We start from the raw sequence: 24318 nt of genomic DNA on the forward strand, positions 1-24318 counted from the left end.
ATGCTGCCCTGCGCGTCGGGCCGCCGCGGCTGCGGAAGCATCGCGCCGTCCGGATTGTTGTTCTGATAGTGGCAAGAAAAAATCCGCCGGAAAGGAGTCCGCCATGATTCGCATCGCTATCGTGCTCGGGAGTACCCGGCCCGGACGCCTCGGACAGTCCGTCTGCGACTGGGTAGCTTCACGGGCAGCGGAACGCGGCGATGCCACCTTTGAGGTCCTCGACGTCGCCAATTTCCGCCTCCCGATCCTCGACGAGCCACTGCCGCCCTCCTTCGGCCGGTACAGCCACCCGCACACCAAGGCCTGGTCCGAGGCTGTCGACGGATTCGACGGTTACATCTTCGTCACCGGCGAGTACAACCATTCAATCCCCGGGGCACTGAAAAACGCCTTGGATTACTTGTACAGGGAGTGGAACAACAAGGCAGCCGGGTTCGTCAGCTACGGAAGCAGCGGCGGCATCCGCGCCGTCGAACACCTGCGGGGAGTTGCCGGCGAGCTGCAGATGGCAGACGTCCGGGCGCAGGTGGCACTACCCTTTGCCACAGAGTTCGAGAACTACCGCACCCTGATCCCTACCGCGGCCGCGGAGAAGACTCTGCAGATCCTGTTTAATCAGGTCATCGCCTGGGCCGGCGCCCTGAAGGTCCTCCGCCCGGACCAGTCCCACGGCAATGAACCCGGCATTGCCGCCTGAGCATCTGCGGGTTCGCCCTGCGCCTAGGCCGGGCTCTCCACCCTCCGCCGCCGTCGACGGACAGGCGGAGCGTCCACAGCGCGGGGCACTGGGGCCAGCGGTGGGCTGGTCTGGGGCACTTCCGGGTCCTGGCCGGAATCGGCACCCAGGACATGGACCGTGCTGCCGGCGGGTTCGCGCACAGGGCCACCCGCGACGCTCCGAAGATAGTCCAGGGCTCCCTCTTCACTAAACCCGTAGTCCCGCACCAGCGTCCTTAAAGCCAGGCCGGCCAGCACCCGGGAGAGCTGCGCCGAGGATAGCTCGGCACTCCCCGCGTACCTGAGCATCATCTGCTGGACCAGATTCAGGGCCCGGGACACCTGGCGGGCCAGCCGCACCGCTGCAGTGATGTCCGCACTCGTGAAAACATGCGGCCACGGGGCATAGAGGTTCACCGCTGCACGGAAACTCTCCGCGGGGACCAGCGGAACGGATACGAGCGACCGGACGCCCTCGGCAGCTGCGGTGCTGGCATACCCGGGCCAGCGGCGCTCCAAGGAGGTGTCCCCCATGACCACAAATTCTCCGCTACGAACCGCCTCGCGGGCCGGGCCGTCGTCGAACGAGCGCTGCGCTTCGTCCGCCGCCCGCGACAGTGCACTGCCCGCGATGAGCGTGCTGGTTTCCCCGGACCGGAGAAGTGTGATTGCCCAGCTGATCCCACGGCCGGGACCGCCGATGTCGTGGACGAGCCCCGTGACGACTTCGCCGAGGAAGGCACCGATATCCGGATCGTTGAAATGCATGTCCCAGAACGCGGCATGCGGATCCCGCCTGCTGTCTGGTGCAGTTCCTTGGGTCATGGTCCACGCTCGAGATCGAAGCACGCAGTTCGTTGCTGAACCGATGAAAACAGCATACGTCCGCACGGGCACCGCGGCGCCACCCAATCTGTCAGCGCCCAAGATCCCCTTCAACGGCCGCGCCGCGGCGGCCCAGGACAGCACTTGCGTGCCGCCCTGGACCGCCTGCCCCGGCTTCAACACCAGTCGCGGACGACCCCTTCCGCCGTGGCACCACCATTCTTACCCGCGGCCGACCGGTCCCAAAAGAGCCATTGTGCCCTGCCCGGGCTTTGGTTGGGCGCCCATCCATTTCACCCCCGGCGGATGAGGTCCATGCCCGCGTCGGGGCACAGGATGAAATATGGCCTCCGATGCGCGGAGGCGACACCCAGCGGGGAGAGGATCTTCCAATGTCGAAACCCCACCCAATTCTCTTCGGATCCATCGCACTCGGGACCGCCGTCGCACTGCTCACCGGATGCAGCCCCGCCAGCACACCCGCGGGCACTTCCAGCGCGCCCGCGTCCGCCTCAAGCCCGCCGCCGAGCACGTCACAGGTCTGCGCTGCGGCCGATGCCCATGCCGCCGCGCTGACAAATTTCAAGGACACACTGAAGCCTGATGCCACGCTGGAGCAGGTCCGCACGGCCCAGGAGCAAGTCACGAAGACCTATGATGACCTCGTCAAGGCCACCGCGGACCTCGCCCAACAACGGGCGGACGCCGTCAAGGCGGCCGAAGCCAAGTTCAACGACGCCGTCAAAGCTGTGCCTGACGACGCAACTTTGACCCAGGCGACCAATTCCCTCCGCGACGATGCCGCAAACGTCCAGGCCGCGATTGTTGACCTCCGGACTGAGGTCAAGTGCTAATGCGCTGACGTCGCGGGGCAGACGTCATTGGCCTGGCGGTCAGGCGGGCGAAAAGTCCACGGGGATACAGGAACGGCAGGCTGCGTTGAGACTGCAGCCTGCCGTTCAAACGGTGTTGATTACTTTGTCGGGGCCACGGATCAGCCGATGCGCGTGCGGGAGCGCAGGACGGGCGCGAAGAACGCGGCGAGCTCCGCCGTCGCCGTCAGCGGCAGGACGTTGGCCACGTACTGGTCCGGGCGCACCACCACGATGACGCCGCCGCGGTCGACGCCGCGCAGCTCGAAGATGTCCGACGCCGGATCGGTGCCGTAGACCTTCTCAAGGTACGGGAGCTTGAACGGCCCGACCTCAGGCTTGAACACCGCCGGCACCGCGCCAATGTCGATTCCCGTGTGGTCCTGCTGGTAGATGACCTTGACGTCGAACCAGGCGTCGGCGTCGGCGCCCTCCGGCGTGGCGGCAAGCGGCGATTCCGGCGCGTTGGCCAGCCACGCGGCCAAGTCCGTGGTGGGCGACGGGGAGCCGGCCGCTGCCCCGTCGGCGAAGACGTAGATGCGCCAGCGGCCGTCCGCCGTGGCCTGGTGACCGAGCTGGACCGGATTGGTGTCGCAGACGCGCACAACCGGGGCGGACTTGAAACGCTTGCCCACAGGAAAGCCGGTCGCCAGGTTCTGGTGCGCCGCCTCGGCGACGATCATCGACGGCGAGTACTCGGTCATGAAGCCGGCGGGGAACTCGGCCGTGCGCACGTAGAAGTCCTCGAGTTCGGAGGGGTTCTCAAACTCCTCGGGCTTCTTGGCCATGAGCGTCGACCACACCTTGTCGAAGTCAATGAGGTCCTTCGCGACAACCTGGCGCTCGGCTGAGTAGGTGGAGAGCAGGCTGACCGGGCTGCGGCCCTCAAGCACGTGGCCGAGCTTCCAGCCGATGTTGAAGCCGTCCTGCATGGAGACGTTCATGCCCTGGCCGGCCTTGGCGCTGTGCGTGTGGCAGGCGTCGCCGGTGATGAACACGCGCGGCGTGCGGGTGCCGAGCTCCTCCGGGAGGACGTCGTCGAACCGGTCGGTGAGGCGGTGGCCGACCTCGTACACACTGTGCCAGGCCACGTTGCGCACGTCGAGCGTGTACGGGTGGATGATCGCGTTGGCCTTGGCAATGATCTGCTCGATGGTGGTCTTGCGGACGGCCCCGTTGTCATCCTCGGCGACCTCGCCGAGATCCACGTACATGCGGAAGAGGTGCCCGCCCTCGCGCGGGATGAGCAGGATGCTGCCACCGTCATGGGACTGGATGGCGCATTTGAGGCGGATGTCTGGGAAGTCGGTGGAGGCGAGCACGTCCATGACGCCCCACGCGTGGTTGGCCTGGTCGCCGGCAAGCGTGCAGCCGATCGAGTCCCGCACCTTGCTCCGCGCGCCGTCGGCTCCGACAACATACTTCGCCCGGACGGTGCGCGTCCGGCCCTCGTCGGGTCCGGCGGTGTGGACGAGGGTCACGGTGACGGGGTACTCCCCTTCACCGGCGACCTCAAGGCCGACGAACTCGTAGCCGTAGTCCGGCGTCATGCGGGTGGGCGAATTCGCCATGAACTCGCCGAAGTAATCCAGGACGCGGGCCTGATTCACAATGAGATGCGGAAACTCGCTGATTCCGCCCGGGTCATCGAGGGTGCGGGCGCTGCGGACAATGTTCGCGGGGTTCCGGGGGTCCGGCTTCCAGAAGGCCATCTCGGTGATGCGGTAGGCCTCGGCGATGATCCGCTCCGCGAAGCCGAAGGCCTGGAAGGTCTCGACGCTCCGGGCCTGGATGCCGTCGGCCTGGCCGATGGCGAGCCTTCCGCCGCGGCGCTCCACGATCCGGGTCGTGACGCCGGGGAACTGGGACAGCTGGGCGGCTGCGACGATGCCCGCGGGTCCGGTGCCGACGATGAGCACGTCGACCTCGTCTGGAAGTTGCGTGGGCCGGTCGATGCCGACGCCGGCGGCCGGCTGGACTCGCGGGTCACCGGATACGTAACCGTGGTGGTGGAAATGCACGGGCTTTCCTCACTTCGTTGTGTGGCGGTCAATCGCTGCTTATTGTGTTCGATATCAGAACTTCGTGTTCGATAATCGAAATGCACCTTTGATCAAAAACTGTACGGCAGATATGACATGGGTTACAAGTGTCTTGAAAACTCCCGGAAAACAGGGGGTTGACGCGCCCCGGGCTGCCGGGTGATAGTTATCGTATACGATTTCGTACTCGATGAGGAGTAAATCTTGGAACAGGTCACCGACCACATCCTGGCCGCGGCCCGCAAGGTCATCGCGGTGCATGTCAACTACCCCAGCCGGGCAGCCCAGCGCGGCCGCACCCCAGAGCAGCCGTCCTACTTCCTGAAGCCGTCCTCCTCCCTGGCTGTCGGTTCGGCAGGAGCCCCGTCAACCGTGGAACGCCCGGCCGGCTGCGAGCTCCTCGGCTATGAGGGCGAGATCGCCTTGATCATCGGCAAGCCCGCCCGCCGCGTGGGCATCGAGAATGCCTGGAGCCACGTCGAGTGGGTCACGGCCAGCAACGACCTCGGCGTCTATGACCTCCGCTACGCGGACAAGGGCTCCAACCTCCGGTCCAAGGGCGGCGACGGCTTCACCCCCGTAGGTCCGGCCCTGATTGCCGCCGACACAGTCGACCCGGCCAAGCTGCGGGTCCGCACCTGGCACAACGGCGACCTCGTGCAGGACGACACCACCGCGGAGCTGCTTTTCCCCTTCGCCCGGCTCGTCGCCGACCTCTCCCAGCTCCTCACCCTCGAAGAGGGGGACATCATCCTCACCGGCACCCCCGCCGGGGCGTCGGTGGCGAAGCCGGGCGACGTCGTCGAGGTGGAAGTCAGCAGCGCTGACTTGACCACCGGCCGGCTGGTCACCCGGGTGGCGGAAGGCACGACGCCGTTCGCGGACTTCGGCGCCCGGCCCAGGACTGATGATCTCCAGCGGGAGGAAGCCTACGGTTCGCGTGAAGCGGCCGGCCTGCCGGCCCCGGCGGCCATCCTGTCCCCGGAGCTGAAGGCGAAGCTGGAAAGCGTGTCCACGGCCACCTTGTCCTCGCAGTTGCGCAAGCGCGGCCTGAACAACGTCAGTATCGACGGCCTGACCTCGACGCGGCCGGACCGGCGGATCGTCGGCCTGGCCCGCACGCTGCGCTACGTCCCCAACCGCGAGGACCTCTTCAAGGCCCACGGCGGCGGCTTCAACGCCCAGAAGAAGGCCATCGATTCGGTCAACGAGGGCGAAATCCTGGTCATGGAGGCCCGCGGCGAAAAGGGCACCGGCACCATCGGCGACATCCTGGCCCTGCGCGCCCAGGTCCGCGGCGCCGCGGCCGTCATCACCGACGGCGGCGTACGTGACTTCTCCGCCGTGGCCGCCATGGACATGCCCACCTACTATGCCAACCCGCACCCGGCCGTCCTGGGCCGCCGGCACATCCCGTGGGACACGGACATCACCATCGCTTGCGGCGGCACCACCGTGCAGCCCGGGGACATCATCGTGGCCGATGCCGACGGCATCCTGGTGATCCCGCCAGCCCTGGCCGAAGAGCTCGCGGACGATTCCATCGCCCAGGAACGCGAGGAAGTCTTCATTTTCGAGATGGTGCAGCAGGGCCACAGCGTGGACGGCCTCTACCCGCTCAACGCCGCATGGCGCGCCCGGTACCAGGAATGGGAAGCAGGCAAACCCAATGACTGAGACGGCCAGCGCAGCAGGCGCGGGGGCAGCCACCGTGTCCTCAAACGGGATACCCGGGAGCAAGTCCGAGCAGGCCTACGCGACCGTCAAGGCCCGGATCGTGGAGGGCACCTACTCCCCCGGCTACCGGCTGGTGCTCGCGAAGATCGCCGAGGACCTGGGCATCAGCGTGGTCCCGGTCCGCGAAGCCATCCGCCGGCTCGAAGCCGAGGGCCTGGTGACCTTCGAACGGAACGTCGGCGCCACCGTCTCCGGGATCGACCCCACCGAGTACCTCTACACGATGCAAACCCTCAGCATCGTCGAGGGCGCCGCCACGGCCCTATCGGCTCCGCTGATCGGGGCGGGGGACGTGGCCCGCGCCCGGGCGGTGAACGCCGAAATGCGGGAGTGTCTCGAGCACTTCGACCCCGTCCGGTTCACCCGGCTGAACCAGGACTTCCACAGCGTCCTGTTCGAGCACTGCCCCAACCCACACATCCTGGACCTCGTTCACCGGGGCTGGAACCGGCTCGCGTCCCTGCGGTCCTCAACCTTCCGCTTCGTCCCGGGACGGGCCCACGACTCCGTCGACGAGCACGAAGCTCTGCTGCAGCTCATCGAGTCCGGCGCCAGCCCGGATGAGATCGAGAAGGCCGCCCGCCTCCACCGCAGCGCCACCCTGGACGCGTACCTTGCCCAAAGCAACGCGGGGTCACTCAGCGCCCATTAAGCGGCCCAACATGGGCCGTAGATGACCCCGCGTTGCACTCTCAGTTAGTTAGGAAGACAACAATGACGTTCCCTGCCGCAGAAACCCGGACCCATTACGTTCCGCAGGACCTTCCCACCCACATCCAGCACTACATCAACGGCGAATTCGTTGATTCCGTGGGCGGGGCGACTTTCGATGTCCTGGACCCGGTGTCCAACACCAACTACGCCACCGCCGCCGCCGGGCAGAAGGAGGACATCGACCTCGCCGTCGCCGCCGCCCGCGAAGCGTTCACCAACGGCCCCTGGCCGAAGATGAAGCCGCGGGAGCGGGCCCGCGTCCTGAACCGGATCGCCGACGCCGTCGAAGCCCAGGAGGCACGCCTCGCCGAGCTCGAGACCTTCGACACCGGCCTGCCGATCACCCAGGCCAAGGGCCAGGCGCTCCGCGCGGCCGAGAACTTCCGCTTCTTCGCGGACCTGATCGTGGCCCAGTTCGACGACGCCATGAAGGTCCCCGGCGCCCAGATCAACTACGTCAACCGCAAGCCGATCGGCGTCGCGGGCCTCATCACGCCGTGGAACACGCCCTTCATGCTCGAGTCCTGGAAGCTCGCCCCGGCGCTGGCCACCGGCAACACCGTGGTGCTCAAGCCGGCCGAATTCACACCCCTGTCCGCCTCGCTGTGGGCGACGATCTTCAAGGACGCCGGGCTCCCGGACGGCGTGTTCAACCTGGTCAATGGCCTGGGCGAGGAAGCCGGCGACGCGCTCGTGAAGCACCCGGACGTGCCGCTGATCTCCTTCACCGGCGAGACCACCACGGGCCAGACGATCTTCCGCAACGCCGCGGCCAACCTCAAGGGCCTGTCCATGGAGCTCGGCGGCAAGTCCCCGTGCATCGTGTTCGCCGACGCCGACCTCGACGCCGCGATCGACTCGGCCCTGTTCGGCGTCTTCTCGCTCAACGGGGAACGCTGCACCGCCGGCTCCCGCATCCTGGTGGAGCGCGCCGTGTACGAGGAATTCTGCGAGAAGTACGCCGCCCGGGCCAAGAACATCGTGGTCGGTGACCCGCACGACCCCAAGACCGAGGTCGGCGCCCTGGTCCACCCGGAGCACTACGCCAAGGTGGCCTCCTACGTCGAGATCGGCAAGTCCGAAGGCCGGCTGCTGGCCGGCGGCGGCCGCCCGGACCACCTCCCGGAGGGCAACTACATCGCCCCCACGGTGTTCGCCGACGTCGCCCCGGACGCGCGGATCTTCCAGGAGGAGATCTTCGGCCCCGTCGTCGCCATCACCCCGTTCGACACCGACGACGAAGCCCTGGCCCTGGCGAACAACACCAGGTACGGGCTCGCGGCCTACATCTGGACCCAGAACCTGACCCGCGCGCACAACTTCTCCCAGAACGTCGAGGCCGGCATGGTCTGGCTCAACAGCCACAACGTCCGCGACCTCCGCACTCCTTTCGGCGGCGTCAAGGCCTCGGGTCTGGGCCACGAGGGCGGCTACCGCTCCATCGACTTCTACACTGACCAGCAGGCCGTCCACATCACCCTGGGCCCTGTTCATACCCCGAAATTCGGCGCCTAAACTTTCACGCCAGCGCCAAGCAGACCCCTTTCAAAGAAGAGAGAACACCATGACCAACTTCGTCCCCACCCCCACGGTCCCGGCTCCGGACATCGTCCGCTGCGCCTACATGGAAATCGTCGTCACCGACCTCGCCAAATCCCGCGCCTTCTACGTGGACCTCCTTGGCCTGCACGTCACCGAGGAAGACGAGAACGCCATCTACCTGCGTTCGCTTGAGGAGTTCATCCACCACAACCTGGTGCTCCGCAAGGGACCCATCGCCGCCGTCGCGGCCTTCGCCTACCGGGTGAAGTCCCCCGCCGAGGTGGACGCCGCCGAGGCCTACTACAAGGAACTGGGCTGCCGCACCGAACGCCGCAAGGACGGCTTCACCAAGGGCATCGGCGACTCCGTACGCGTCGAGGACCCGCTGGGCTTCCCCTACGAGTTCTTTTACGAGGTGGAGCACGTGGAGCGCCTCACCCAGCGCTATGACCTCTACTCCGCCGGGGAGCTCGTGCGCCTGGACCACTTCAACCAGGTCACCCCCGACGTCCCGCGCGGCCGCAAGTACCTCGAGGACCTCGGCTTCCGCGTCTCCGAAGACATCCAGGACTCCGACGGCGTCACCTACGCGGCCTGGATGCACCGCAAGCAGACCGTGCACGACACCGCCCTGACCGGCGGCAACGGCCCGCGCATGCACCACGTCGCGTTCGCCACCCACGAGAAGCACAACATCATCCAGATCTGCGACAAGATGGGCGCCCTGCGGATCTCCGACAGGATCGAGCGCGGCCCCGGCCGGCACGGCGTCTCCAACGCCTTCTACCTCTACATCCTGGACCCGGACGGCCACCGCGTGGAGATCTACACCCAGGACTACTACACCGGCGACCCGGACAACCCCACCATCACCTGGGACGTGCACGACAACCAGCGCCGCGACTGGTGGGGCAACCCCGTGGTCCCGTCCTGGTACACCGAGGCCTCCCTGGTCCTGGACCTCGACGGCAACCCCCAGCCCGTCATTGTCCGCGAGGAAAAGAGCGAGATGGCCGTGACCGTGGGGGCCGACGGGTTCTCCTACACCCGCAAGGACGAGGACGGCCACGCCGGGGAGAAGACCGGGTTCAAGCTCGGCGCCCAGCTCTAAACGCGGCTGTAAACCCCGAACCGGGCCGCCGGTCCCGCCTCCGACAGGCGCGGGACCGGCCGCCGGCCGTCCCCCACACCGCCCGACCACCTGAGGAGCACCCGAATGCTTGACTCCGCGACCATCGAGGCCATCGCAGACGAACTGCTGGAAGCCGGCCGCAGCCGGACCCCTGTCCCCCGCCTGACCGCCCGCTACCCGGGCATGACGGTGGAGGACTCCTACGCCGTCCAGCAGCTGTGGCGGCGCCGCAACGAGGCCGCCGGGCGCAGGCTCGTGGGCCGCAAAATCGGGCTCACGTCCAAAGCCATGCAGGCCGCGACCGGCATCACCGAGCCGGACTACGGCGCCATCTTCGATGACATGGTCCTGGAAACCGGCTGCTCCGTGGGCTGGGACCGCTACACCCACCCCCGTGTGGAAGTGGAACTGGCGTTCGTGCTGAAGAAGGACCTCGCCGGCCCCGGTTGCACCATATTCGACGTCCTGAACGCCACCGACTACGTGGTCCCGGCCCTGGAGATCCTGGACTCCCGGATCGAAATGGAGGGCCGGACCATAGTGGACACCATCGCCGACAACGCCGCCATGGGTGCCATGGTAGTCGGCGGCCGCCCGGTAAAGCCCGACGCCGTCGACCTCCGCTGGGTTTCCGCCATCCTCTACAAGAACCAGACCGTCGAGGAAACCGGCGTCGCCGCCGGCGTCCTGGACCACCCCGCCAACGGGGTGCACTGGCTGGCCAACAAAATCGCCGCCCACGGAGACGGCATGAAAGCCGGCGACATCATCCTCGCCGGCTCCTTCACCCGGCCCCTCTGGGTGTACAAGGGAGATACCGTCCACGCCGACTACGGACCCCTGGGAGTCGTAACATGCCGCTTCGAGTAAAACCAGATGAAACCTTCCGGGACGCCCTGCGCAACCAAACCGGCGCTGCCGGCCGCCCCCTGGCCGGAATGTGGGTCTGTTCCGGCAGCCCCCTGATCGCGGAACTCTGCGCCGGCTCCGGGCTGGACTGGCTCCTGATCGACGCCGAGCACAGCCCCAACGGACTCGAATCCATCCTCGCCCAGCTGCAGGCCGCGCACGGCTACCCGGTCCAGGTCCTGGTCCGGCCGCCCGTGAACGACACCGTGGTCATCAAGCAGTACCTGGACCTGGGCGTGCAGAACCTGCTGATCCCCATGGTGAACTCGGCCGCCGACGCCGAAGCCGCCGTGGCCGCCACCCGCTACCCGCCCCACGGGGTCCGCGGCGTCGGGTCCGCCCTAGCCAGGGCCGCGCGCTGGAACCGGATCCCCGACTACCTCGCCCGCGCCTCCGACACCATCAGCGTCACCGTGCAGATCGAATCCGAAGCCGCGGTCGCGGCCGTGGAGGAGATCCTGGCGGTGGACGGGGTGGACGCGATCTTCCTGGGCCCCTCCGACCTCGCCGCCTCCCTGGGACTGCTCGGCCAGCAGGAACACCCCCGAGTGCGCGCCGCCGTCGAACACTGCATTGCCGCCGCCACAGCGGCCGGAAAACCCGCCGGCGTAAACGCCTTCAACCCGCCCACGGCCCGCGCCTACCTGGCCGCCGGTGCCGCCTTCGTGCTGGTGGGCGCCGACGTCGCCCTGCTGGCCCGCGCCTCCGAAGCCCTTGCGGCCCAATACATCCCGCCGGACCCGGTGATTGGCCCTGCCGAAACCCCGACCAGCTACTGACTCCCTTTAGGACCTCCTCATGACTGTTTCCGCGATCACCCCTGCCATCTCACCCGAGCGCGAGGCGTTTCTGCTCGCTTCCGTGCCTACCGGCCTGCTGATTAACGGCCAGTGGCGTGACGCGTCCGACGGCGGCACGTTCGACGTCCACGACCCCGCCACCGGCGAGGTCCTCGCCACGCTCGCCTCCGCGACGAGCGAGGACGCCCTCGCCGCGCTCGACGCCGCCGACAAGGCCCAGGCCGCCTGGGCCCGGACGGCACCCCGTGAACGCGCCGAAATCCTGCGCCGCGCCTTTGACCTGGTGACCGAGCGCGCCGAGGACTTCGCCCTGCTCATGACCCTGGAAATGGGCAAGCCGCTGGCCGAGGCCCGCGGCGAGGTGGCCTACGGCGCCGAGTTCCTGCGCTGGTTCTCCGAGGAGACGGTCCGCGACTACGGCCGCTACCTCACCACCCCCGAAGGCAGGAACAAGATCCTGGTGCAGAAAAAGCCCGTGGGGCCGTGCCTGCTCATCACGCCCTGGAACTTCCCCCTCGCGATGGCCACCCGCAAGGTCGCGCCCGCCGTCGCCGCCGGCTGCACCATGGTCCTTAAACCGGCCAAGCTCACTCCGTTGACCGCCCAGCTCTTCGCGAAGACCATGCTCGACGCCGGCCTGCCCGCCGGGGTCCTGAACGTTGTGGCCTCCTCCAGCGCCGCCGGGATCTCCGGGCCGCTGCTCGCCGATTCCCGGCTCCGGAAGGTCTCCTTCACCGGTTCCACCCCGGTGGGCAAGCGCCTCATGGCCGACGCCGCCCAAAATGTGCTGCGCACCTCGATGGAGCTCGGCGGCAACGCCCCGTTCATCGTCTTCGAGGACGCCGACCTCGACGCCGCGGTCGAGGGCGCGATGGCCGCGAAGATGCGGAACATGGGCGAGGCCTGCACCGCCGCCAACCGCTTCCTCGTCCAGGAATCCGTAGCCGCCGAGTTCACCCGCAAGTTCGCCGCCGCCATGGGCGCCCTGACCACCGGCCGCGGCACCGACCCGGACACCACGGTGGGCCCGCTGATCGACGCCGGCGCCCGCGACGACGTCCACGCCCTGGTGACCGCCGCCGTCGACGCCGGGGCAACCGCGCTCACCGGCGGCTCCCCCGTGGACGGTCCCGGCTACTTCTACCGGCCCACCGTGCTCGCCAACGTCCCAAACGACGCCGCGATCCTGGGCCAGGAAATCTTCGGGCCCGTGGCGCCCGTGACCACCTTCGGCACGGAAGAGGACGCCATCCGGCTGGCCAACGCCACCGAATACGGGCTGGCCTCCTACCTCTACAGCCGGGACTTCAACCGGCTCCTGCGCGTCGCGGAACAGATCGAATTCGGCATGGTCGGCTTCAACGCCGGCGTCATCTCCAACGCCGCCGCTCCCTTCGGCGGCGTCAAACAATCCGGCCTGGGCCGCGAGGGCGGCACCGAAGGCATCGCCGAATACACCACCACCCAATACATCGGCATCGCCGACCCCTGGGCTGCCAAGGGATGACGCGGGGCAGCCATTACCGGCCCCTTTAGGGATTTACGGACAGCCTGGCCACGGCGGCAATGTCCGCCGGGGTAGTTCGACAGCACCCGCCAACGAGCCGGGCGCCAAGTTCACGCCAGATGGGGGTTCCTTCCGCAAGGCTTGAGGGCTGTTTACTAGCGGGTCCCGCTAGGGGGTGCGCCGTCGCGGCCGGCCGCCATGTCTTGGTGACTGCGTCGTAGCTTTCGCCCGAATTTGGATAGGCGATGAGGGGCGTATCGGTGGCTTTGCCCAGTGCCTCCAAAGAAGGCGAGACCAGCTCCAGCGGCACACAGTTCACGCCGATTGCCGCCACGAGCGGCTGCTCTCTGCACAGCAGAGCCACGTGAGCCAGCGGCGTACCGTCGCTGATGTGCCCTCCGTCCCGCAGCGTGAAGGAGAGCCAGGATTCGACGTCGAACTCCCCTATGAGTGTCAACAGGGCCTCGGCCTCATCCAATGAAGGCAGCGTCTCACAGGCAAGGAGGTCCACTCCCGCCTCCACCAGTGCCGCGATCCGAGGCCGGTGGAACTCCAGGAACTCGTTTCGGCCGAGAACGTAGTCACCCCGGTATTCGGATCCGTCCGCGAGGTACGCGCCGTAGGGCCCGACCGATCCTGCAATCAGCAGGGGGCCCGAATCCGGGTTTTCGGCCAGATACTCGCGGCGCGCCTCGTCGGCCAGGCGCACACTCAATGCCACCCGTTCCAGGGCCTCTTCCTCGCCAATGCCGCGCCGTGCAAAACCCAGGGGTGTGGCCTGATAGCTCGCTGTGATGGCGACGGCGGCTCCGGCGCGGAAGTAATCGCGGTGTACGCGTTTGATGAGCTGGGGTTGCTCCAGAAGGACTTTCGCCGACCACAAGGGGTCTCCCAGGTCGCAGCCATGCGCTTCAAGCTCGGTGGCGAGTGCACCGTCCACCGTCAGGTTCGCTCCGGCGTCGAGCATGCGTGAAAGCTTGCTATCAGTGGGCATCGTTAGGGCTCCAAGCGGTTCGGGTCGTTCTTGCCTGCCGGCCGGGCGTGCACCTCATGGTCCGGCAATGAAACGTAGCACAAGGCAGCGACCTCCGTCCGAATGATGTGCGTAATAAGCATTTTTTAATGCTTGTAATGACCATCACTCTATGCCACCATGGCTGTCAAACACGTTTTGCGACCCGCTCAGGAAGAGGCTTCCCGTGAAAATTGAAATGAAATCAGTCCGCAAGCTGCGCGTGCATTGGCCCATAGCGCCGGAAACCTTCTCGCGGCTCGCGACTGGCGACGTGGAAGCCTTCACGGATGAAGCGGGCATCGCGGCCCTGCTACAGGCTTTGTCGGATTCCCCCGACTTAGGGGACTTTGGCAACTACCGGCATGTCTTCGAATCCGGCCTGGGTTTCGAGGGATTCACCTGCACGGAAGGCGCCAACCCTACTTTGGGGCAAGTGGGCCAGCGGACAATTTCGCCTACCTTTGTCTGCACGACGTATTTCGATGCCGCGCTCGATGACGCTGCCGTGGAACGGTTCCTGGAGCACATCGTGGAGATCCACCCCTGGGAAGTACCGGTCATCGAACTGGCAGGACCCATCAGCGTCTCCAGCACTGCCCTTCCGGCAGTCCTTGAGTGCGAGGCCGCATCATGATTGAAGCAGCAACGACCGGACTTTGGGACGGCTTGCAGTCGCTGCTCGCAGGCAGGTTCTTTACCGACCTCACGCACGCCTTTCACCCCGGCCAGCCGCATTTCCCGGCATTCCCCGATGAAACCCGGGAGACCGTTTTCGATCTCGACAGGGGCGACGGGTTCACCGCTCACCGTTATTCGATCATCGGCCAATGGGGAACACACGTTGACCCTCCCTCGCATTTCATCCGCGGGGGACGAACCCTGGACCAGATCCCTGTCGAGGAGATGGTCCTTCCGCTGGTCGTCCTGGACATCACCGCTCGGGTCACCGCCAATGCCGACGCCACCCCCACGATCGAGGACGTTCAGGCGTGGGAGCGCCGCAATGGTGCCATCGCGCCCGGGTCCTTTGTGGCATTGCGGACAGGGTGGAGTCACCGTTGGCCCGACACTGGCGCCATGGCAAACAGGGATGAGGAGGGTGTCAGCCACACGCCGGGGTGGTCGCAGGAAGTCCTCTCTTTCCTGATCGAGGAGCGCTCGGTGACTGCCGTCGGGCATGAACAGACGGACACGGACCCGGGGAGTGCGACGTCCCGCCAGGATTTCAGCCTGGAGACGTATGTCCTGGCGCAGAACCGGTGGCAGATCGAGCTGATGGCAAATCTGGAGGGACTTCCGGAAGCGGGCGCAGCCCTCGTTGCGAGCTGGCCGAAGCCGCTGCAAGGCAGCGGTTTTCCGGCCCGAGTCTTCGCCATCCACTAGGACACGTTCGTCCAGTGACTAGAATCGGTTCCATGTCTAAGACGTCCAGCATGGGCCGGGGAATCATGGCTGTCCTAGCGGTGGGCGCCCGCAGCGCAGGAGGCCTGCCCGGCGGAACGGTCGCTGACATAGCAGCCGACCTGGGTAAGGACCGCAGCCAGGTTTCGCGCAGCCTGCGGACCGCCGAGCAGGAGGGATTTCTGGCACGCGGAGAACACCGGTCCTACACCCTGGATTGGTCGCTGCTGACAGACGCACAGCTATTGACAGACCAACGGCTGCAGACCGATGGTGTGACCGCCCTGGAAGGCCTGGCGGGTGAAACTGATGAGGGATGCTTCCTTGGCATTCTGCGCGGCGACAGTACGGTCACCATCGGTGAGCGTGTTCCGGAAAGTAGCAACATGGTCGGTTCCTGGCTTGGCCGGCCCTACCCGGCCTTTTGCAGTGATGCCGGCCAGGCACTGCTGTGGGAAGCGTCGGACGCCGAGGTCCAAACCATATTCTCCGGCGTTCCCTTTGTGCGCTATGGCCCCAATACTCCCCTTGACGTCGAGGACTTCCTGACACGACTGCGCGGTGCGCGGCACCGGGGGTATTCCATTGTCGATGAGGAAGCCGAGCCAGGGCTGTACTCCCTGGCCGTTCCGATTCACGATTTCAAAGGCGACGTGGTGGCAGCGCTTCAGGTCGTGGGCCCAAAGGCACGCTTGGAGCCAAAGCGGGAGTTCTGCGCCACAGCTCTCAGGTCTTGGGGAAAGTGGCTCGAGTCGGCGCTGGGCCATGCGGTACCGGAGAACCACCTTTAGCCGGCACGGTCCTTCCGGCCCGCGGCGCCCCGGATGCGGCCCTCGCAGGATCCCAGCCGTTCGGCCGCGGCCGTGAGGGCCTTGACAATGTCATCGATGCCGGATGCGATCTCAGCCCGGCTGCCCAGGACGCTGAGCGCGGCAAGAATGGATCCCTCAGCAGTGCGGACCGGGACAGCGAGTTCGTAGACTCCGTGCTCGAATTCTTCCTCCGCGACAATGAAGCCCCGGGCCCTGTCCCGTTCCATCAGTTCGGCGACTTCCTGGGGCGAATGTGCCGCTCCCGGACCGCCCACTCCGATGAAGTTGACGTCCTGGAGGAGGGTTTGAACGGCTGGCTGCTGCTCGTCCCACAGCAGCGCCCGGCCGGACCCGGTACACCATACGGGCGTCACCATGCCGGGTTTCACGAAGCTTCCGGGGACCGCGTCATTGCTGGAGGCACGCAGGAGAATGACTCGGAAGCCCTCGCGGACGGAAACTCTCGCTCTCAGGCCGAAAGAAGCCACCAAGGCCTCAAGTTCGGTTCTTGATTCGCGGACCCAGCCGGCATTCAGCGCTGCGGCAAGGCCGAAAAAGCGCGGGCCGGTTCGGAAAGGTCCGCGTTCGACACGTTCCAGCAGTCCCAGCTCGCACAATTCCTGCGTCAGCCGGGAGACACGGCTTTGTTCCATGTCCAGCTCGGATGCGAGCTGGGAAACGCCGAGAAGCCGCCTGCCCCACTTCTCCCGGTCTGCGACCAGCCGAACTATTCGAAGCCCTTGGGCCATGGACGACGCTTCCGAGGAAGAATCCATGCTCCATGCCCCTTCCGCCCGATAACTACGCCTATTCTCACATGTGTTCGTCGTTGACCAGGACGCGGTTTCCTTGTGCCCACACGGTGTAGAGGTCCGCGAGTATCGCTGAGTTCGCTGCTTCCAGTTCAGCGGGAGCGATTTCTGCGCTTCCCTGCCGCCCGAACAGCACGACTTCGTCTCCAGGGGAAACGTCCGCCACGTCGGTGACGTCGACAACCATGGAATTCATCGAAACGACGTCGACAATGGCGGCGCGGCGTCCGCGGACGAGCACGCCGCCTTGGCGGGCCAGTGCCCGCCGGTAGCCGTCTCCGTATCCTGCTGTAACTGTCGCCAGTTTGGAATCCCGGTTCAGGGTACGGGTTAGCCCGTAGCCGACCTTAGTTCCGGCTGCGTAGCTGTTGATGGACGCGATCCGGGCCTTGAAGGCCAGGCACCGTTGGAAGTGCCCTGCTCTCGGATCCGAATCGCCGTAGAGGACTGCCCCGGCACGGACCATGTCCAGCCACGAGCCGCGTACGTGCAGGGCGGCGTAGGAATTGGCGCAGTGGAGCAGCACGCCCTCCCGCGGAGTCCCGGTCAGGCGGAGCAGCGTTAACGCTTGGCTTTTAAATCGCTCAAGAGCTGTTTCAATATGGCCGTTGTCGTCCTTGGGGAAATGGGTCATGATCCCGGCCAGTTGAAGTCCAGGGTGGCTCACGATCGCGACCGCAGAGGCGCGCCCAAGTGCGGACGAGACATCGAGGCTGTGCCTGCTGATGCCGGAAGAGTTGATATCGAGGTGGATGCGGACCAGCTTCCCGGCTTCGGCAGCGATCTTATGCATCTCCCACGCGCTCTGCGGGTCGGCAACGAGTTCTTCGATGTCGTGCCGCAGACCGGCCTTGATCTCTTGCGGCGCCGCGGCCCGGACACGCAGGATCCGTCCCGTAAAACCGCAGCGGCGTGCGATGGCAGCCTCTTCGTTGCTTCCCACTCCCACGAAGGGAACGCCCAGACGAACAAGGGACGGCAGCAATAGCCCAGCTCCGTGCCCGTAGGCATTGGACTTGACCACTGCACACAGGAGCGCAGTGTCATCGATCATGGTCAGGAGGTTCCGGACGTTTGACTCGAAAGCGGCGGCGTCAATCTCCAGCCAGCTGCCGGCGTCCTGGCCCGAACTGCGCATGTGGTGCATCAGGTCTTGTGAAGTCATGGTTTATCCGTTGAACAGCTTCACGGCCGGGGACGAGAGTCCCCGGCCGCGAAGCTGAGTAGGCGTTGGTTGATGATGGCGTCAGGACAGCTGGTCGGTGCGCGTCTTGCGTCCGTATTTGAAGTAGAAGAAGGCGTAGCAGGCGCCAACAAATGCAACACCGAAATAGAGGGCTGCTACCTGGTTCGGGTCAAAGGCGATGCCGACGAGGGAAATGAGGCAAAGCGAGAAGGCCAGGATCGGCACCAGCGGGAACAGCGGGGCCTTGTACGGAAGGGCAGCCACATCGCCGCCGTTCTTGACGAAGGACCTCCTGTGGAAAAAGTGCGAGGCGGTGATGGACATCCAGACCCCGACGACGGCGAAACCCGCCACAGAGACGAGAGCCAGATATACCGTTTCGGGCGCCACGACGCTGCTGATCAGTGACGCCAGGCCGCCGAGCATGCTCACCGATAGCGCGGTCATGGGGATCCCCCGCCGCGTCAGCTTCTTCAGCGCCCGGGGGGCGTGCCCCTCGTCGGCAAGGGAGTAGAGCATCCGCGCGCAGGAGAAGAGCCCGCTGTTTCCGGCCGAAAGGAGTGCAGTGATGATGACGAAGTTCATGATGTCGGCGGCAAAGGGAATGCCGATGGATGAGAAGACCGTCACGAACGGGCTCTCATCCAGTCCCACCTCCGCGAAAGGGATGGTGGCGGCGATGACAGCGATTGCCCCGACGAAGAAGATCAGCAGACGGATCACTGTGCTGCGCATCGCTTTGGGGATGCTGGTGGCGGGATCGGCCGTTTCGCCCGCTGCCACGCCGATGAGTTCAGAGCCGGAGAAGGCGTAGAAAACTGCCAGCGCAGTGACCAGGACACCGGCGAAACCATTGGGGAAGAGACCGCCGGAGGTGTTGAAGTTCTCAAACAGGAAAGGGTGGTTTGCCCCCTCGCTGAGCGGGTGGAAGCCGAGCAGCGCCGCGCCGCCGAAAACGATGAGGACCAGGATGGCGCCCACCTTCACGATGGCGAACCAGAACTCGGACTCGCCAAAGAACTTCGACGAAACTGCGTTGAAGCCGAAGAGGACCGCGGCGAAGATGACGCACCAGACCCAGACGTCAACACCCGGGAACCACCGCTGCATGAGGAGACCGGAGGCCGTGAACTCCGATCCGATGGCCACTGCCCAGCACAGCCAGTAGAGCCAGGCGGTGGTGAAACCGGTGGCCGGCCCGATCGACCTCGCCGCGTAGATATGGAAGGCGCCTGAGACAGGATAAGCGATGGCCAGTTCGCCGAGGCACGCCATCACCAGGTACACAACAAAGGCGCCGATGAGATAGGCGATGACAGCCCCGAGGGGCCCGGCCTGGGAAATGGTGTAGCCCGAGCTCAGGAACAGCCCGGAGCCGATCACCCCGCCCATGGCGATCATGACCAGATGCCGCGCCCCCATGGACCGCCGGAGCCCGGAGTCGGTCGACGGTGGAATCGTGGGCTGTGGTTCTAGCTGGACGGACGATGAGGGTTCCATGGTTTCTCCCGGATGAGTGGACAGGTCTGATGCGAAGGGTGCGCCCGACGCCCCGGCGTGCGGGACAGGCCGCCTCGAGCTGCGCAGCACCGATAGTGATGAAAGTAACACGAAAACCACTTTTTGGTCATTAAAAACATTTAAACATGCCTATGTTGCACGCAGATTACCTCGAGGTGTAGATGCCGAATCGGCAGTCAGATGGTCAATTCGCCCTGTTTTTCGGTCACAATCACATGCACTGACGGACATGGAATGCAGACAGCATTGGAGGACCGATGTAACTGATTGAAGGAGCACCATGACCACCTACGACATTGCGCTGATCGGCTTTGGCGGCGTTAACAGGACGCTGGCCGAACTGATCGCAACACGCGGCGAGACACTTCACACCGATCTGGGCTTCGGCCTGCGGGTCGTGGCCATCACCGACCTGCGCCTGGGCTCCCTGGTCCAGCCCGAGGGCATCGACCTCTCCATCGCCCTCAAATTGGACGGCGGCAGCGAAACCTTCGCCAAGTACGGCGGATCCACGGACACCAATAACGAATCAGTTATCCGCAGCTGCACCGCTGACATCATCTGCGAGGCCACGTTCACGAATCCCGACGACGGTGAGCCAGCAGTTTCGCACGTGCGGTGGGCACTCGAATCCGGCAAGAGCGTCTGCACGACGAACAAGGGCCCCGTTGCCCTCCGCGGCGCCGAGCTGACCGCCCTGGCCGAACAGAACGGCGTGCACTTCGAGTTCGAGGGTGCCGTCATGAGCGGCACCCCCGTCATCCGCCTCGCCAAGAAGATGTTCGAGGGGCTGAAGCTGAACGGCTTCGAAGGCATCCTCAACGGCACCAGCAACTATGTGCTCGGACGGATGGAGGCCGGACTGGACCTCGACGCTGCCATCGGTGAGGCACAGGACCTCGGCTACGCCGAGGCAAACCCCGCAGCAGACATCGAGGGGTACGACGTTCAGCTCAAGGTCCTCATCCTTGCCAATGAGCTGCTCGATGCAGGCATAGAACTCAAAGACGTCCAGCGACAGGGGATTTCGGCCGTGACGCCGGAGAATATCCGGAAGGCAGCCAGCGAGGGACGCCGGTGGAAGCTCGTCGGTGCAGCGCGGCGGAACCCGGACGGGTCAGTGACGGCAGGCGTATCCCCCGTAGCACTCCCCCTCGACCATGGGCTGGCTGGGGTTTCCGGCGCGACCAATGCCGTGTCGTTCGACACCGACCTTCTGGGCGCGGTGACGGTCTCAGGACCGGGGGCCGGCCGTGTGGAGACCGCCTACGCTCTGCTCTCTGACATCATCGCCATGCACGCAGCCAGGACGGGAGTAGTTGCAAATGCCTGAATCCACACTGTGTTCGACGGAAACCGCGCTGCCGCAGTTCCGCGATGTGACGAGCCCCTTTGACGGCAGAGTGGTCGGCGCGGTTTCGCTGACCGAATCCTCTGCCGGCAAAGCCGTGATCGAAACGGCTCGCATCGGCGCCCGGAAAGCACGGGCACTGTCCCGCAACGCACGCGGGAAGATACTGGACGGCGCCGCAACGGAGATTGAGAGGCGCAACGAGGAGTTCGCGCAAACCATTGTGTCCGAAGCCGGTAAAACAATCCGTCAGGCCCGGAAGGAAGTCCTGCGCGCAGTCAACACGCTCCGCCTCTCCGCTGCCGAAGCACGCCGGAACGCAGGCGAAGTCATCCCTTTTGACTCGTACGAGGGCTCGGAGGACCGCACCGGGTGGTACTCGCGCGAGCCCTTGGGCATCATTGCCGCGATCACTCCGTTCAACGACCCCCTCAACCTGGTGGCGCACAAAGTCGGGCCCGCAATCGCGGGAGGAAACGCCGTGATCCTCAAACCCTCGGCCCTGACGCCACTATCGGCCCAGATGCTCACGGACGCCCTCGTGAACTCCGGGCTCCCGACGGAAGCCCTCACGATTGTTCATGGCGACCGGGAAGTGGCCGAAACAATCATCAGGTCCCGGGACGTAAGAATGGTGTCCTTCACCGGGGGGTTCTCCACGGGTGAGAGTATCGCCCGCACCGCGGGCCTGAAGAAGCTTTCCATGGACCTTGGCGGAAACGCTCCCGTGATCGTCCTGGACGACGCCCACATCGAGAACGCAGTGGAATCCTGCGTCTCCGGAGCGTTTTGGGCCGCCGGGCAGAACTGTGTGGGAGTGCAGCGGATCCTGGTAGCCGCCCCGGTGTACAGCGCGTTCCGCCAGCGCTTCCTGGAGGCAACGGCACAGTTGGTTACCGGAGATCCACTGGATGAACTGACGGATGTCGGGCCGATGATCAGCCCCGCTGCCGTGCACGGGTTGCAGTCCAAGCTTGACGAGGCCCTCGACGCCGGCGCTGTCCTTCTCGCAGGCAATGTCACGGACGGCAATGTGCTTCACCCGACCGTTCTGGAAGCCGTCCCGGAAGACAGCCGGTTGTGGACGGAGGAAGTTTTCGGGCCGGTGGTCATGCTTCGAAAATTCAACACCTTCGAAGAGGCCATCGGCGTCGCCAACGCCATCGATTTCAGTCTCCACGCCGGCATATTCACCGACTCCCTGGCCAGGGCCATGGAGGCAGCCCACCGCCTCGAAGCGGGCGGCGTCATGATCAACGATTCCTCGGACTACCGGTTCGACGGCATGCCGTTCGGCGGCGCGAAGTACGGGAGCATGGGCAGGGAGGGCGTCCATTTCGCGTATGAGGAGATGACCCAGCCAAAGGTCATCTGCATCAAGAAATGATCGAAGCGGAGGGGCGCGGCCGGCCCTTGCGCCCCTCCACTTCCTCCGAGTAAGCAGCACCCAACTACGCCACCACCCACACTTTCACGCAGAGGATCGAAACCCATGACCACCCGCATCGAGACGGATTCGCTCGGGAACGTTCCCGTGCCGGCCACAGCCTATTGGGGGGCACACACTGCCCGCGCCTTGGAGAACTTCACCATCAGCGGCATTCCCGTCTCCCGCCACCCCCATCTGGTGCGTGCCCTGGCGATGATCAAGAACGCTGCGGCGCAGGCCAACTGCGAACTCGGCATCCTCAACCCGCGTGAAGCGACAGCGATCCGCGAAGCATGCCAGGAAATCCAGGAGGGACATCACCACGAACAATTCTGCGTGGACGTCATCCAGGGCGGTGCAGGCACCAGCACGAACATGAATGCCAACGAGGTGATCGCGAACCTTGCGCTGGAAAAACTGGGCCACCGCCGCGGTGAATACCAGCACCTGCACCCCATTGACCACGTCAACCGGTGCCAATCCACAAATGACACCTATCCCACGGCGATCAAGCTGGCACTGAGTTTCGCTACTGCAGAACTCAACCGGGAGTTGGGGAAACTTGCCGAATCCGCCCGCAACAAGGGCGCCGAATTCGCCGACGTCGTGAAGATGGGCAGAACACAGCTCCAGGACGCCGTCCCGATGACCCTTGGGCAGGAGTTCAATGCCTTCGCCGCGACGCTGGAAGAAGACCGCTGCAGGCTAATGGAATCCACAGCGCTGATGCTCGAGTGCAGCCTCGGTGCCACCGCCATCGGGACGGGCATCACCGCCGAACCTGGATATCAACAACTCGTCCTTCGGGCACTGTCCGAAGTGTCCGGCGTCCCGGTCTTTCCCGCTGCTGATCTCATCGAAGCCACGTCCGACGTCGGCGTTTTCATGCACATGTCAGGCATGCTGAAACGCACGGCCATCAAGCTCTCCAAAATCAGCAGCGACCTCCGGCTGCTGTCGAGCGGTCCACAGAACGGCTTCGGCGAAATTATCCTGCCTCCGCGCCAGGCCGGGTCATCAATCATGCCGGGAAAGGTCAACCCTGTCATCCCGGAGACCATGAACCAGATTGCCTTCGCAGTGGCCGGAGCTGACACCACCGTGACGATGGCTGCAGACAACGGCCAGCTCCAGCTCAATGCCTTCGAACCTGTCATTGCCCATGTCCTTCTTCAGAGCATTTCGTGGCTCGAACAAGGATCACGCGTTCTCCGTCGGTACTGCATGGAAGGCATTGAAGCGAACACCGGACGCCTCGCCCGCCAGGCGGCCGCCTCAGTAGGCCTCGCAACAGCTTTGATACCGGCCATCGGGTATGCCGCCGCTGCAGCGGTGGCCAAGGAAGCCCTCCAGGACGGGTCCGCCATCCTGGACATCGTCACCAGCAGGAACCTCATGGACCGGGACGCAGCTCAGTTACTGCTTGAATCCGCCGTGCTGCCTGTCAGAACTGCGGACATGTCCGGCGTCTGATCACTTCACTCGCTGGCGCGGACCCCTCCGGTCCCGCGCCTGATGAAACTCGAAAGCGTCATGGCCGTCACCGTGTCCGTCACGCCGGGAATTGCCGCGATCTGCTCCCAGATCTCCTGAACCCTTTCCAGCGACCGGGCCTCGACCCGGACCAACAGGTCAAAGTCACCGCTCACGACATCACACAGAACCACCTCCGGAATCGACCGCAGGACGGTGATGACGTCCGACCCCCGCACCCGGTCCTTCCTGTAAACCATCAGGAAGGCGGACACCGGACCCTGGCCCGGCGGCCCGGCAACAATCGTGTACCCCTGGATATACCCCTGCCGCTCCATCCGTTCGATCCGCTGGCGAACGGCATTCCTCGACAGGAGGACCTTGGTCGCCAGCTCCGCATGGCTCATGCGGGCGTTCTTAGTGAGCTCCGCAAGAATCCTCTGATCAATCTGATCAAGACTCACTCGATCCACGCCTACCCTTCACCGCAACAATCCCCCGGGCACTACCGGAACGGAACC

General features: G+C 65.3%; 22 protein-coding genes. 15 read left to right on the forward strand and 7 right to left on the reverse strand.

Annotated features, from left to right (window positions below):
• Nucleotides 1-103 precede the first annotated feature (103 nt).
• On the forward strand, nt 104-697 hold the full coding sequence (locus tag ACVWYS_RS18710) for an NADPH-dependent FMN reductase (RefSeq protein WP_456507813.1): 594 nt from the start codon (nt 104-106) through the stop codon (nt 695-697).
• A gap of 23 nt (nt 698-720) precedes the next feature.
• On the opposite strand, the gene ACVWYS_RS18715 is transcribed toward ACVWYS_RS18710, so the two are convergent.
• On the reverse strand, nt 721-1542 hold the full coding sequence (locus ACVWYS_RS18715; protein ID WP_456507814.1) for a GAF domain-containing protein: 822 nt from the start codon (nt 1540-1542) through the stop codon (nt 721-723).
• A gap of 392 nt (nt 1543-1934) precedes the next feature.
• On the opposite strand from ACVWYS_RS18715, the gene ACVWYS_RS18720 reads away from it, so the two are divergent.
• A complete protein-coding gene (locus ACVWYS_RS18720; RefSeq protein WP_344365222.1) occupies nt 1935-2396 on the forward strand; it encodes a hypothetical protein in 462 nt (153 codons plus the stop codon).
• Between the two features lie 140 nt (nt 2397-2536).
• Here ACVWYS_RS18720 and ACVWYS_RS18725 read toward each other — a convergent pair whose 3' ends face one another.
• Nucleotides 2537-4435, reverse strand: coding sequence for an FAD-binding monooxygenase (locus tag ACVWYS_RS18725; protein WP_456507815.1), 1899 nt, complete (start codon nt 4433-4435; stop codon nt 2537-2539).
• Nucleotides 4436-4660: 225 nt separating this feature from the next.
• Here ACVWYS_RS18725 and ACVWYS_RS18730 point away from each other — a divergent pair, with 225 nt between their 5' ends.
• From ACVWYS_RS18730 to ACVWYS_RS18760, 7 genes are all read left to right on the forward strand, one after another.
• Nucleotides 4661-6133 carry a fumarylacetoacetate hydrolase family protein gene (locus ACVWYS_RS18730; protein WP_456507816.1) on the forward strand — a complete coding sequence of 491 codons (1473 nt, stop codon included), beginning with the start codon at nt 4661-4663 and terminating at the stop codon, nt 6131-6133.
• Nucleotides 6126-6845, forward strand: a complete 720-nt coding sequence (locus tag ACVWYS_RS18735; RefSeq protein ID WP_456507817.1) for a GntR family transcriptional regulator — start codon at nt 6126-6128, stop codon at nt 6843-6845. Before ACVWYS_RS18730 ends, ACVWYS_RS18735 begins: the two co-directional genes overlap by 8 nt.
• Before the next feature lie 62 nt (nt 6846-6907).
• Nucleotides 6908-8422 carry a 5-carboxymethyl-2-hydroxymuconate semialdehyde dehydrogenase gene (gene hpaE / locus ACVWYS_RS18740; protein WP_456507818.1) on the forward strand — a complete coding sequence of 505 codons (1515 nt, stop codon included), beginning with the start codon at nt 6908-6910 and terminating at the stop codon, nt 8420-8422.
• Between the two features lie 49 nt (nt 8423-8471).
• Nucleotides 8472-9560, forward strand: coding sequence for a 3,4-dihydroxyphenylacetate 2,3-dioxygenase (hpaD, locus tag ACVWYS_RS18745; RefSeq protein ID WP_116766435.1), 1089 nt, complete (start codon nt 8472-8474; stop codon nt 9558-9560).
• 105 nt (nt 9561-9665) lie between these two features.
• The gene (gene hpaH, locus ACVWYS_RS18750; RefSeq protein WP_456507819.1) at nt 9666-10451 is read left to right on the forward strand and encodes a 2-oxo-hept-4-ene-1,7-dioate hydratase; all 786 of its coding nucleotides are present in this window, start codon (nt 9666-9668) and stop codon (nt 10449-10451) included.
• Complete coding sequence (locus ACVWYS_RS18755; RefSeq protein ID WP_456507820.1) at nt 10436-11269, forward strand: HpcH/HpaI aldolase family protein; 834 nt, start codon at nt 10436-10438, stop codon at nt 11267-11269. Before hpaH ends, ACVWYS_RS18755 begins: the two co-directional genes overlap by 16 nt.
• 19 nt (nt 11270-11288) lie before the next feature.
• Nucleotides 11289-12797 (forward strand): NAD-dependent succinate-semialdehyde dehydrogenase, encoded by a 1509-nt coding sequence (locus tag ACVWYS_RS18760; protein WP_456507821.1) that lies wholly within the window; start codon nt 11289-11291, stop codon nt 12795-12797.
• A gap of 25 nt (nt 12798-12822) precedes the next feature.
• On the opposite strand, the gene mmuM is transcribed toward ACVWYS_RS18760, so the two are convergent.
• Nucleotides 12823-13791: a homocysteine S-methyltransferase gene (mmuM, locus tag ACVWYS_RS18765; RefSeq protein WP_456507822.1), complete on the reverse strand. Its 969-nt coding sequence runs from the start codon at nt 13789-13791 to the stop codon at nt 12823-12825.
• 205 nt (nt 13792-13996) lie between these two features.
• Here mmuM and ACVWYS_RS18770 point away from each other — a divergent pair, with 205 nt between their 5' ends.
• The 3 genes from ACVWYS_RS18770 to ACVWYS_RS18780 are packed head-to-tail and all read left to right on the forward strand — an operon-like array spanning nt 13997 to nt 16004.
• A complete protein-coding gene (locus tag ACVWYS_RS18770) occupies nt 13997-14446 on the forward strand; it encodes a hypothetical protein (RefSeq protein ID WP_116766431.1) in 450 nt (149 codons plus the stop codon).
• Complete coding sequence (locus tag ACVWYS_RS18775; protein ID WP_456507823.1) at nt 14443-15195, forward strand: cyclase family protein; 753 nt, start codon at nt 14443-14445, stop codon at nt 15193-15195. Before ACVWYS_RS18770 ends, ACVWYS_RS18775 begins: the two co-directional genes overlap by 4 nt.
• 32 nt (nt 15196-15227) lie before the next feature.
• On the forward strand, nt 15228-16004 hold the full coding sequence (locus ACVWYS_RS18780; protein WP_456510256.1) for an IclR family transcriptional regulator: 777 nt from the start codon (nt 15228-15230) through the stop codon (nt 16002-16004).
• Here the strand turns inward: ACVWYS_RS18780 and ACVWYS_RS18785 are convergent.
• From ACVWYS_RS18785 to ACVWYS_RS18795, 3 genes are all read right to left on the reverse strand, one after another.
• Complete coding sequence (locus tag ACVWYS_RS18785; RefSeq protein ID WP_456507825.1) at nt 16001-16801, reverse strand: IclR family transcriptional regulator; 801 nt, start codon at nt 16799-16801, stop codon at nt 16001-16003. The genes ACVWYS_RS18780 and ACVWYS_RS18785 overlap by 4 nt on opposite strands.
• A gap of 37 nt (nt 16802-16838) precedes the next feature.
• Nucleotides 16839-18002 carry an alanine racemase gene (alr, locus tag ACVWYS_RS18790; RefSeq protein WP_456507826.1) on the reverse strand — a complete coding sequence of 388 codons (1164 nt, stop codon included), beginning with the start codon at nt 18000-18002 and terminating at the stop codon, nt 16839-16841.
• Between the two features lie 81 nt (nt 18003-18083).
• Nucleotides 18084-19523, reverse strand: a complete 1440-nt coding sequence (locus tag ACVWYS_RS18795; protein WP_344365182.1) for an amino acid permease — start codon at nt 19521-19523, stop codon at nt 18084-18086.
• Nucleotides 19524-19824: 301 nt separating this feature from the next.
• On the opposite strand from ACVWYS_RS18795, the gene ACVWYS_RS18800 reads away from it, so the two are divergent.
• The 3 genes from ACVWYS_RS18800 (at nt 19825) to ACVWYS_RS18810 (ending at nt 23797) form a co-directional block, all read left to right on the forward strand.
• Nucleotides 19825-20877, forward strand: coding sequence for a homoserine dehydrogenase (locus tag ACVWYS_RS18800; protein WP_456507827.1), 1053 nt, complete (start codon nt 19825-19827; stop codon nt 20875-20877).
• Nucleotides 20870-22282, forward strand: coding sequence for an aldehyde dehydrogenase family protein (locus tag ACVWYS_RS18805; RefSeq protein ID WP_456507828.1), 1413 nt, complete (start codon nt 20870-20872; stop codon nt 22280-22282). Before ACVWYS_RS18800 ends, ACVWYS_RS18805 begins: the two co-directional genes overlap by 8 nt.
• Before the next feature lie 105 nt (nt 22283-22387).
• Nucleotides 22388-23797 carry an aspartate ammonia-lyase gene (locus tag ACVWYS_RS18810; protein WP_456507829.1) on the forward strand — a complete coding sequence of 470 codons (1410 nt, stop codon included), beginning with the start codon at nt 22388-22390 and terminating at the stop codon, nt 23795-23797.
• 5 nt (nt 23798-23802) lie between these two features.
• Here ACVWYS_RS18810 and ACVWYS_RS18815 read toward each other — a convergent pair whose 3' ends face one another.
• The gene (locus ACVWYS_RS18815) at nt 23803-24270 is read right to left on the reverse strand and encodes an Lrp/AsnC family transcriptional regulator (protein ID WP_091248751.1); all 468 of its coding nucleotides are present in this window, start codon (nt 24268-24270) and stop codon (nt 23803-23805) included.
• Between the last annotated feature and the right edge of the window lie 48 nt (nt 24271-24318).

This window comes from Arthrobacter sp. TE12231 (assembly GCF_054062895.1).